Here is a 9467-nt window from a genome sequence, read left to right as displayed (position 1 = left end):
CATGAATCATGAGCGGGCCTGGAGGCCCGCGGTCCGGCAAGAGAACCTCAAAAAACCCAGGACAATGTCGGCTTCCGACACGCTCATTCGTCGTTCCGATGAAACAAGGAGACAGGCGATGCGGGTCATGGTGTTCGTGAAAGCCACGTGCGACAGCGAAAAGGCGGGGCCGCCGACGACCGAGGCGTTCGCGGCGATGGATCGGTTCACCGAGGAGCTGGTCAAGGCCGGCATCTTCGTGGCCGCCGCCGGCCTCAAGAACACCGCCGAGGCCAAGCGTATCGCCTTCGATGGCGCCGGCCGCACGGTCATCGACGGGCCGTTCGCCGAGGCCCGCGACCTGGTCGCCGGATTCTCGATCTGGCAGGTCAAGGACATGGACGAGGCCGTGGCCTGGGCGAAGCGCTGCCCCAATCCCATGCCGGGCCCGAGCGAGATCGAGATCCGGCCGTTCTACGAGGCGGCCGACCTGGCCGAGTTCCTGACGCCCGAGGAGCTCTCAACTCCGCGGGAAGGGGAACGCGGCAAGCTCGGCGTCGCCTGACCCCGTCGGCTGATCTCGCCCTTGTGGCGTTAGACGGCGGGGTGAATGTTGCGAGCGGGGCTCACGCCCTCGAGGAGCGAGGCGACCTTGAGCACTGTCGATTCCGCCAACCAGGAGGAGACGATCTGCACGCCGATCGGAAGACCGTCGTGGCTTGTTCCGAACCGCATCGACAGGGCCGGCATGCCGGTCAGGCTGAACGGTGATGTGGCACTCATCACGTGGAACGGGGAAACCGTTTTGCCATCGATCACGAGGTCAGCGAGGCCATGCCTGGTCGCGGGGAACGGGGTCACCGGGCAGAGCAGCGCGTCACATCGCTGGAAATAGTCGACGAAACTGTCGCGGAGGTGCTCCACCGCCTGCTCGGCGGCGACGAAGTCGGCGATCGGCGTGTCAGGTGTGTCGAGGATCAATCTGGCATGCCTGAAGATCTGGGCCTCGTGGCCGGCGGTGACCTTCTCGAACTCCGGCCGGGCTTCCATCTGCTGGAGCTGCCAGAGGACGCTGTTGGCATCGGTCTGCTCCAGCTCGGGCAACCGGACCTCTTCGACAGGGCAGCCGGCATTGCTTAGCGCCTGAGCTGCTGCCTTCACGGTCGCGACCACCTCGGGATCGGTCGGTCCGAAGAAGCCCGGAGAGGCCAGCCAGCCGACACGAACCGGACGGGTCTATGTCGTGCCCACCCCTGTATCGAGGCCGGGCGAGCTGATTGAGAAGCCGTCGGCACCGTCGGGGCCCGCCATCAAGGAATAAGCGAGAGCCACATCGCGAACCGAACGTGCCATCGGTCCGATGTGCCAGAAGCGACGTGGCACCCGGGGCCAGTGGCCTGTCATCGGCATGCGACCGTGAGTAGCTTTGAAGCCAACGATGCCGGTATGCGCCGCCGGTCCGCGCAAGGAGATCGAGAGATCACTGCCAACGCCGAGGGGCGACATGCAAGCGGCGATGGCGGCGGATTCACCACCACTCGATCCGCCCGGGGAGTAGTCGAGGTTCCAGGGGTTGTTCGTCTGGCCCGTCAGGAAATTGTCCGTTTCGATCGAGTAGGAAAATTCCGGCGGGTTCGTCTTTGCGATGAGGATGGCGCCAGCGGCCTTCAGCCTGGCGACGACGGTGGCATCGGTATCGGGCACCCGTCCTTTGAAAATTGGCGAACCGCGCTGTGTCAGAACGCCCGCCGTGTCGATGCCATCCTTGACCGTGAACGGAACGCCATGGAGAGGGCCCAATTGAGCGCCCGACTTGACCGCTGCCTCGGCTTTTCTGGCAGCGTCCAGTGCGCCATCGGCCAGCGCCACGATGGCGTTTACCTTGGGATTGACCTCGGCAATGCGGTCGAGATGGGCCTGCATGACCTCGACCGGCGATAGCTCCCGATTGGCAACGAGCTCAGCGATGCGGCTGGCGTCCATCTGAATGATGTTGGTGATCGACTCGATCATGACTTTCTCCTCGATGCCGTACTGGCCTGTCGAAAGGCGTCGGGAAGTTGTGGGCTCTCAGCAATGCCGCGTAGCGTCTCGCGCAAGAGAGCCAACTGACTATCCCCGAAGAAATGCCCGAATTTTTCGTGAGCGACCGCCCAGTAGCGTCGGCCGCTGGCCACTTTGTCTTTGCCTTTCTTTGTCAACGTGATGGGCCGACGGCGCCCATCCCGCGCGTCCTGACCGAGGTCGATGAAACCGTCGCGTTCGAGCGGTCGAAGTGTTTGGCCGAGCGCAGATCGCTCCATGATCAGGATCTCGGCCAACTCACCCACGGTTGGTGGGTCGGCTGATCGGCGGTTCAGCTCCGAGAGGACGTGAAACTGCGTGATGCGCAGGCCAGTCGGCGCCATCGCATCATCGTAGAGCTGCGTCAGTCGACGCGTGGCGGCGCGCATTGCGGCCACGATGCACGGACTATCCGAGCGAAATGAGTGTTTCACGTATCGGTCTCCGTCGTGCACGCCGGGATCTATTGGGGCCTGATGTATGGGGATATCCCCCTATTCTGGACTATTTAGGGGGATACCCCCGGAGTTCAAGTCGATGATGTCTGAAAAGCACGAAGCCGGTTTTGAGGGGCGGCTTGAACCGGCCCGGGACCATGGAGGCCGCACGCCAAAGGGCGCATTCTGCCAGCGCCATCGCGATCTTGGCCGGTGACGCGAACAATGCGCCCGGCGTCATATGGGAGGGAATAATTGATGGAACGTCGATCCTTAACGAAGGGCCTTGCGGCGCTTCCCCTGATGCTGGCCCCGATGTTGGCTGGTGCGGTCGGCCGATCTGCACAGGCCCAGGCCCGCTGGGCGCCCGACAAGCCGATCCGCATCGTCGTTCCCTTCGCGGCGGGCGGCAGCACCGATGTCACCGCGCGGCTCGTGGCCCAGGCGCTGGGTGAGCGGCTGGGCCAGTCCGTCATCGTGGACAATCGCGCCGGCGCCGGCGGCAACATCGCCGCCGAATACGTCGCGCGGGCGGAACCGGACGGCTACACGCTGGTCCTGGCAACGAGCTCGACGCACGCGACCAACGCGGCGCTCTATAAGCGGCTTGCGTTCAATCCGGTCCGCGACTTCACGCCGATCTCGCAGATCGCCTTCATCCCGAACCTGCTCGTCGTGAATCCAGAAGTGCCGGTGAACAGCGTCGCCGAGCTGGTGGCCTATGCGAAGGCGAGGCCGGGCCAATTGAACTACGGGTCGGGCGGTGCCGGCACTTCCCTGCATCTGGCCGCTGCCGTTTTCGCCTACCGGGCCGGCATCGACATGGTGCATGTGCCCTATCGCGGCGGGGCACCGGTCGCGGCCGACCTTATCTCCGGCAAGCTGCAGGTGAGCTTCAGCCCACTGGTCGAGGTGCTCCAGCAGGTGAGGGCGGGCAAGCTGCGCGCGCTCGGCGTTACCACCGCGCGGCGCTCGGCGCTGCTTTCCGACATACCGGCCATCTCGGAAGTGATCCCGGGTTACGAGGTGGCGCTCTGGAACGGCATCATGGGCCCGGCGGGACTGCCGGCGCCGGCAGTGGCGCGGCTCGCCTCGGAGATCGTCGCCATCGTCGGCAGCCAGGAAATGCGGTCGCGTCTTGCGGAGCAGGGCTCGGATCCCGTGGGCAGCACACCCCAGGAATTCGCCGCTTTCGTCGCCGCCGAGCAGCCGAAATGGGCGGAGCTGGTGCGTATCTCGGGCGCCACCGTCGATTGAACGCCCGCCCACACGCTTGTCGGGCGATCAGGGAAGCGGATGGCGCTTGTGCCAGGACGTCTCCTGCTGGAATGCGACGGCCGCGCGGACGAGCATCGTGTCATCGCGGCCGGCCAATTGCAGGCCGATCGGCATGTCGCGCTCACTGAAGCCGCCAGGCAGCGTCACGGTGGGATGGCCGGTGAGATCGAAGGGCGCCGTGTAGCGCTGTAGCTTCAGGATGAGATCCGGCTGGGCGCCGAGCGTGCTGATGTCGGCGAGCGTCAGCGGTGCGAACGGCTGCACCGGCACCAGCAGAGCGTCGATGGTTCGAAACAGATGCGAAAGACATCCGCGCAGAGCCATGCGTCGAAGCTGGATTGCCTGATAGTCGAAGGCCGAGACCGCTCGTCCCGCCTCGAGCACCGACGACAACACCGGGCCGTACTCGCTCTTGCGGGCCGGATAGGTTGCGCGATGCGCGACTGCCGCCTCGAGCGCACAGGCGGGGCCCCAATCGATGACCGCCTGCGTTACATCCGGCACGCTGACGGGCACGATTTCTGCGCCGAGCGAGCGAAACACCCTCTCCGCTCCGGCTAGAGCACGCTGCACGGACGGATCGACGTCGGCGCTGTTCCACTCGGCATCGATGCCGAGGCGCAGTCCCCCGATACGCCCAGCCGATCCGACAGGATCGGGTCGTGGCTCGGCAAGCGTGGTGGGGTCCTTGTCGTCCGGGCCGGCAACGGCTGCGAGGATCGCGGCGGCATCGGCGGCACTGCGCGCGAGCGGCCCCACATGATCGAGGCTGGCAGCGAGCTCGAAGACGCCAAAGCGGCTGACGCGCCCCCAAGCCGGCTTGATTCCCGTCAACCCCGTGGCGCCGCACGGCCAGCGGATCGATCCGCCCGTATCCGATGCAAGCGCACCGTAGCAGAGCCCGGCCGCGGTCGCAGCGGCTGGACCGCTCGAAGAGATGCCCGTCCAGTAAGCCGCATTCCACGGATTCTTCGGTGGCGTGATCGCCGGGTGATGATCGGAATAGGCACCTTCCGTCATCTCGAGCTTCCCCAGCACGATCGCACCCGCCTCCCTCAGGCGCGCGACGACGGTAGCGTCCTCCTCCGGCACGAAGTCGCGATGGATCATGGTGCCCGCGGCGGCAGGAACGCCTTTGGTCCAGAACAGGTCCTTGACCCCAAGCGGCACGCCATGCAGCGGCCCGCGATAGCGCCCGGCGGCGATCTCCGCGTCTGCGGTCGCCGCTTCGCCGAGCGCGCGGTCCGGCATGGTACGCGCATAGCTCGCCAGGTGACCGTCCAGGCGGGCTATCCTGTCGAGCTGCGCGCGCGTCACCTCGACCGACGTCACGTCGCGCCGACGCAGCAGATCCGCGATCTGCATCAGTTCGAGATAGTGCAGTTCCATCGCGCGCTCCTCGGTTACGCGATCTGCCCCGCGAGCACCTTGGACACGAAGCGCGCGGCCGCCTGTCCGACCTCGGCCGGCGAATCCTCCTGGAGGAAATGTGCGCCCGGCACGGTGATCGTCTGCTGGTTCGGCCAGCCACGGCAAAATTCCCTTTGCGCGCCGATGAGGAACCCCGCGGGCTCGGCATCGATGAACAGTTTCGGGAGGGGGCTCTTCGAGAGCCACCGCGAATAGGAGTCGACGATCTCGACGACATCCGCGGGCTCGCCCTCAATTGGCAGGTCGCGCGTCCAGGCGAGCATCGGCATCCGGGCGGGACCTGGCGTGCGATAGTGGCGCCGGTACACCTCCAGGACCTCGGGGGCGATGTTGCGCAGCGGGAGCAGGTACTCGATGAAGAGGTTCTTCTCCAGGATCAGTTCCTCGCCCTTCGGGGAGCGCTGCGCCTGGAAGAACGCGCGCGTGGCCTGGGGCCATTCGTCCCAGGAGAGAAACGGCCGCACGATCGCTTCCATGTAGACGATGGCCTTGACGCGCTCGGGATGACGCTGGGCCCAGGAAAAGCCGAGCGACGAGCCCCAGTCGTGAACAACGAGAATGACGTTCCGGCCGAGGCCCAGCGTCTCGAACCATGCGTCGAGATAGCGTTGGTGATCGACCAGGCGGTAGCGCCCGTCCGGCGCGGCTCCCGAATTGCCCATGCCGACGTAGTCGGGCGCGAGACAGCGGCCGAACGGAAGCAGGTGGGGGATGATGTTCCGCCAGAGATACGACGGTGTCGGATTGCCGTGCAGGAACACGATGGGATCGCCCGCGCCGACATCGACATAGGCCATCGTCGTGCCGAGGACGGTCACGTATTTCCGGTAGGAGGTCTCCTCGGTGGAAATCGGCGACATGGCAGGGTTCCTTTCGCATAGAGAAGGAGGACACCATCTAAACGTATATGCTGGTGTCGAGTTGCGTCAACCGGCAAAAGGATTATGCTGGTGTCGATGAGACTTTCGGAGAAGTACGACGTACCGGCCGAGCTCGAGCTGCTTTACGATTTCGTGAACAGCCTCGATCGGCGCCGCTACGTGGAAAACGGCGTCGCCCATGCCGGCAGCGACGAGATCGACACGCCGCGCCGGTTAGAGGCGTGGATGCGCGAGCGCGGCTTGTTGCAGCGGGGAGGGCACGTCGACGCCGGCGATCACCGCGCTGCGCTGGAATTGCGACAGGCCCTGAGGGACTTTCTTCTGAATCCGCCGGAGGATCGGCCTCAGGCCAGGGAGGCCGCGCGTCACCTTACCGCGGCAAGCCGGAAGTTTCCGCTCATGCTGGCGGTCGCCGACAAGGGGGCCGTCGAGCTTGTCCCGGTTCCCGGCTCGAATGCCCTTGGCCGGGTGTTGGGGCAGATGATCGGTCTGGCGGAGATGGGCCGGCTCGCTCGGCTGAAGACCTGCGCCTCGGACGAGTGCCACTGGATATTCTTCGACCGCTCCAAGCCGGCTAACCGGCATTGGTGCTCGTCTTCGATCTGCGGCAATCGGCAGAAGACCCGAGCCTATCGGGTAAGGCAACGCCGGGCCTCGTGAGCGAGATCCGGCCGTTCCACGAGGCGGCGGACCTGGCCGAGTTTCTGGCGCTCGAAGAGCTCCCGACTCTGCGGGACGGGGAATGCAGGAAGCTCGGCGTCGCCTGACGCGGTCAGCTGGAGCCGGCGTGTTGCAGAAAGAACCGATCGTTGTCGATCGTCGCTACGACGCGCTACGCTGACCGGAAGCAGGTGCGCCGGTTCGCTTTTGCGGAAGGTGCCTTGACCGTTTGATTCTGCGAGCAGCGTGCACCCGATGATCGACGAGCCCACCAAGAAGACTGTCAGCGCCGCGGACCTCGAAGAGATCCGCGCGCTTTTCCTGCGCCAGGCCGCGGGCGAAACCGCGCATGACATCCAGGCAATCGAGGCTATCCTTGCCCGTACCCCGCCTGGGCAGCCGGATCCCGTGAACTTCGTGGCCCGCGCCTATCAATTCTGGGGCCGAAACGCGGTCATCGACCACTTCCGCACCATCTTCGCCGGGACCTGGCGTTTCGAACCCGACCTTGACGCGATCCGCATCATGCCTCTCGGACCGGACGCCGCCCATATCTATGCGCCCACGCGCATCACCGCCGGTGCTGTCGGCCAAGAGGCGGCGACGCACACATTTCTCATCAACGAGTTCGCCGTCCGCACTTCGGACGGATGGCGCATCTCGGCCATCGTCCCCGTGCCGACACAATGACCAGCATCAACGTCGGCAGAGGAGCGCAACTCGCGCTCAAGCCAAGGTCAGCCGAGCTTTGAGTCTGGGCGTCATCCAGTTGAGAAACGCGCGCAGCTTGAGCGGCACCGGCTTTCGCGGTGTGTAAAGAATATGCACTGGAAGGGGTTCCGGTTCGAACTTCTCCAGCACGATCGCCAGTTTTCCAGCTCGCTTGGCCGCGTCCATCTTATACGACATCACCCGAGCCAATCCGGCGCCCTCGATCGCCGCCAGGACCGCCGCTTCGGAAGTATTGACGCAGAGCCGCGAGCGGATTGGCACCACCCTGGCGCTCCGGCCACGCATGAATCGCCAAGCCGACGGCATCGCATGGTCATCGATGCCGATGCAATCATGCTTCGCGAGATCGCTGAGCTGCTTTGGCTTGCCATGGGCCTTGAGGTACGAGGGGCTCGCGCAGACGACGATGCGGATCGAGCCGATTCGAGTGGCGATCATGTTGCTGTCCGGAAGGCTCCCGACGCGCACGGCAATATCGATGTTCTCCTCGGTCGCATTGACGACACGATCGTTTAACACAAGCCGCAACGAGATCTCGGGATAGGCCGCGAGGAATTCGACCGCGAGCGGCAGCAAGTGCGTATGTCCAAGTCCCCAGGGCGTTGTCACCGCCAGTTCCCCTTTCGGAACCCGGTACTCGCCCGACACTTCCCGTTCGGCGTCATCAACCTGCTCAATGATGCGTTTGCAGGCGTCGATGTAAGACCGACCGGCATCGGTCAACATTATCCGCCGCGAGGTGCGTTGAAACAGCTGGGCCTTGAGGCGCGCCTCGAGCTCGGCCACCTTGCGGCTGACGGTCGCGACCGGCGACTTCAGACGACGGGACGCGGCAGAGATGCTGCCAGTCTCCGTCACGGCGATGATCACCGACATCGCCTCCAAGCGGTCCATGCGCGTCCGCCTTTTCAGATTTCGGGAAGGTTCTTCTCAATCATACCGACTGACCGGTTGCGCTGCAACGCGCTACGCATCCCGCAGTCGGAGGCTTCGCGTGATGAGACCGAACACCAGCCAGCCAGGCGATCGGGCCGCATCTCGCCGGAACTTCATGATCGGTGGCCTCGTCGCCTCCTTTGCATTGGCCCCCTTGCCGATCCCCATAGCCGCAGCGGGCGCAAAGGAAGCGAGCCGTTCGCCTGGCCCCTCGAGCACGGGAGTTCGCAGCGTGGGCACGATCACCACAACGGACGCGACCGAGATCTACTACAAGGACTGGGGCAAGGGGCCGCCCATTGTCTTCAGTCACGGATGGCCTCTCAATGCCGATGCCTGGGATGATCAGATGATGTTCATGGCGGCGCGCGGCTTCCGCTGCGTCGCTTTCGATCGCCGCGGCTACGGCCGATCGAGCCAGCCCTGGCAAGGAAATGACTACGACACTTTCGCCGCGGACCTGGCTACGCTGATCGACGGGCTCGACCTCAGGTCCGCGGCCTTGGTCGGCCACTCGGCCGGCGCCGGCGACATCGCGCGCTATGTCGGGCGATATGGGACGGAGCGCATTTCCGGCGCCGTCCTTGTTTCGGCGATCCCGCCTCTGATGCTCAAGACGCCGGCGAATCCCGGCGGCATCCCGATCGAGGTATTCGACGACATCCGCGCCGATGTCGCCCGCGACCGGGGCCAATTCTATCGGGACCTTGGCGACGGGCCGTTCTACGGCGCCAATCGTCCCGGCTCGAAAGTCTCGCAAGGCGTCAAAGACGCATTCTGGCTGTGGTCCATGCAGGTGGGTTTGCCGGCCTCCTACGAAGGCATCAAGGCGTTTTCAGAAACAGACTTCACGCAGGACCTCAGGAGATTCGACATCCCGACGCTGATCATCCACGGCGAGGACGACCAGAACGTCCCGATCGCCAACACGGCGCTGCTGTCCTCGAAGCTGATAAGGAAGGCGACGTTGAAGGTCTATCCGGGCGCGCCGCATGGGCTGACGGTCACGCACAAGGACAAGTTCAACAACGACCTTCTGACCTTCGTCAGAGCCCTGACCTGAGACTGC

The 9467-nt window shown here is 64.8% G+C and carries 9 protein-coding genes and 1 pseudogene; 5 read left to right on the top strand and 5 right to left on the bottom strand.

Features of this window, described 5'->3' with window-relative positions:
- Nucleotides 1-118: 118 nt before the first annotated feature.
- A complete protein-coding gene (locus RSO01_RS05455; protein WP_147146978.1) occupies nucleotides 119-544 on the top strand; it encodes a YciI family protein in 426 nt (141 codons plus the stop codon).
- Nucleotides 545-573: 29 nt separating this feature from the next.
- Here the strand turns inward: RSO01_RS05455 and RSO01_RS05450 are convergent.
- A pseudogene (locus RSO01_RS05450) lies at nucleotides 574-1902 on the bottom strand (amidase).
- 86 nt (nucleotides 1903-1988) lie between these two features.
- Nucleotides 1989-2432 carry a MarR family winged helix-turn-helix transcriptional regulator gene (locus tag RSO01_RS05445; protein WP_147146976.1) on the bottom strand — a complete coding sequence of 148 codons (444 nt, stop codon included), beginning with the start codon at nucleotides 2430-2432 and terminating at the stop codon, nucleotides 1989-1991.
- Nucleotides 2433-2738: 306 nt separating this feature from the next.
- On the opposite strand from RSO01_RS05445, the gene RSO01_RS05440 reads away from it, so the two are divergent.
- Nucleotides 2739-3737: a Bug family tripartite tricarboxylate transporter substrate binding protein gene (locus RSO01_RS05440; RefSeq protein WP_147146974.1), complete on the top strand. Its 999-nt coding sequence runs from the start codon at nucleotides 2739-2741 to the stop codon at nucleotides 3735-3737.
- Between the two features lie 27 nt (nucleotides 3738-3764).
- Here the strand turns inward: RSO01_RS05440 and RSO01_RS05435 are convergent, their stop codons facing one another.
- Together RSO01_RS05435 and RSO01_RS05430 are read right to left on the bottom strand one after the other, a co-directional pair.
- Complete coding sequence (locus RSO01_RS05435; protein WP_147146972.1) at nucleotides 3765-5147, bottom strand: amidase; 1383 nt, start codon at nucleotides 5145-5147, stop codon at nucleotides 3765-3767.
- A gap of 14 nt (nucleotides 5148-5161) precedes the next feature.
- Nucleotides 5162-6049: a haloalkane dehalogenase gene (locus tag RSO01_RS05430; RefSeq protein WP_147146970.1), complete on the bottom strand. Its 888-nt coding sequence runs from the start codon at nucleotides 6047-6049 to the stop codon at nucleotides 5162-5164.
- Nucleotides 6050-6145: 96 nt separating this feature from the next.
- Between RSO01_RS05430 and RSO01_RS05425 the strand changes: the two genes are divergently transcribed.
- Both RSO01_RS05425 and RSO01_RS05415 read left to right on the top strand, forming a co-directional pair.
- Complete coding sequence (locus RSO01_RS05425; protein ID WP_170302859.1) at nucleotides 6146-6730, top strand: CGNR zinc finger domain-containing protein; 585 nt, start codon at nucleotides 6146-6148, stop codon at nucleotides 6728-6730.
- Between the two features lie 255 nt (nucleotides 6731-6985).
- The gene (locus tag RSO01_RS05415) at nucleotides 6986-7420 is read left to right on the top strand and encodes a YybH family protein (protein ID WP_147146966.1); all 435 of its coding nucleotides are present in this window, start codon (nucleotides 6986-6988) and stop codon (nucleotides 7418-7420) included.
- A 36-nt stretch (nucleotides 7421-7456) separates the two neighbouring features.
- Here RSO01_RS05415 and RSO01_RS05410 read toward each other — a convergent pair whose 3' ends face one another.
- On the bottom strand, nucleotides 7457-8356 hold the full coding sequence (locus tag RSO01_RS05410; protein ID WP_147146964.1) for a LysR family transcriptional regulator: 900 nt from the start codon (nucleotides 8354-8356) through the stop codon (nucleotides 7457-7459).
- Between the two features lie 103 nt (nucleotides 8357-8459).
- Here RSO01_RS05410 and RSO01_RS05405 point away from each other — a divergent pair, with 103 nt between their 5' ends.
- Nucleotides 8460-9461: an alpha/beta fold hydrolase gene (locus RSO01_RS05405; RefSeq protein WP_147147000.1), complete on the top strand. Its 1002-nt coding sequence runs from the start codon at nucleotides 8460-8462 to the stop codon at nucleotides 9459-9461.
- Nucleotides 9462-9467 lie beyond the last annotated feature (6 nt).

The organism is Reyranella soli, from assembly GCF_007992495.1.
Classification (GTDB): domain Bacteria; phylum Pseudomonadota; class Alphaproteobacteria; order Reyranellales; family Reyranellaceae; genus Reyranella; species Reyranella soli.
This window is presented reverse-complemented; position numbering and strand designations above follow the sequence as displayed.